At 59.3% G+C, this 918-nt stretch carries 1 pseudogene; it reads left to right on the forward strand.

The features are described from left to right. Positions 1-136 precede the first annotated feature (136 nt). Positions 137-918 (forward strand): annotated as a pseudogene (locus ACFQEV_RS19850) (hypothetical protein); the annotation flags it as partial.

Below are 918 nucleotides of genomic sequence, written 5' to 3' on the forward strand. Positions count from 1 at the left end.
GTACGCCGTCCAGAATCACCGTACGTTAGCGCGCCACGAAGAGGAGAACGGGCCGGTCGTCGTCGAGGACGGCAAGACGTGGTTCCTCTACGGGACGCCGCGACGGAAGTACGAACTCCTCAACTTCGAGTTAGAAGTGCTCTCGTACCTCAAAGTCGAACGTGGCCCGCTTCGCGCAGAACTCAAGGCCACGCTTGAATCCGGGGAGGCGTTCGAGAAGCCGATTGAACCCAAAGTGTTCAACCGAAAGGAGCGCTTCGACGACGAGATCCTCGGTGAATCGTTCGGGACGAAGTTCAACATCCCCAAACTCGGAGACGGATCGGCCCACGTCAAAGACCTCCTTGACGCACTGCGCATCTGGGTTGACCGACAGGACGCACCTCGCCGTCTCGGAGTTCAGCATATGGGGTTGCACGGCGACGAGTTCGCTCTCCCCGGTCGGACACTCTGCGCAGACGGGTGGGCGGAGGAATCAGAGACGGTGTACCTCGAACGCGAGATAACCCCGGAGAGGCTTGTCGAGATACAGTCGGATACGGCAGAGTACGATTCTTCGTCTGTGGCCGAGATACTGGAGACGGTCCCGTATACGCGCGACACCGAACGGTTACTCCCGGTCCTCGGGTGGTTCTACGCTGCACCATTCCGGCCTCTCGTTGAGGAGTTCACGGAGAGCGGTGAGTTCAACCACCTCAATGTCACCGGGGACACGGGAAGCGGTAAGACGACGACCCTCTCGTATTTGTGGCGGTGCTTCGGCATGGCCGGCGAACCGTTCTCGGTTGACTCATCGAATTTCGCCCAAGTGGCGACGTTCTCCTGTACGAACAGCATCCCCCTGTGGTTCGACGAGTACAAGCCAAGCGACATTTCGTCGTACCGTCTCGACTTCTTCCACAACCTCTACCGGAAGGC

Origin of the sequence: Halopelagius fulvigenes, from assembly GCF_042662625.1 — an archaeon.
GTDB lineage: Archaea > Halobacteriota > Halobacteria > Halobacteriales > Haloferacaceae > Halopelagius > Halopelagius fulvigenes.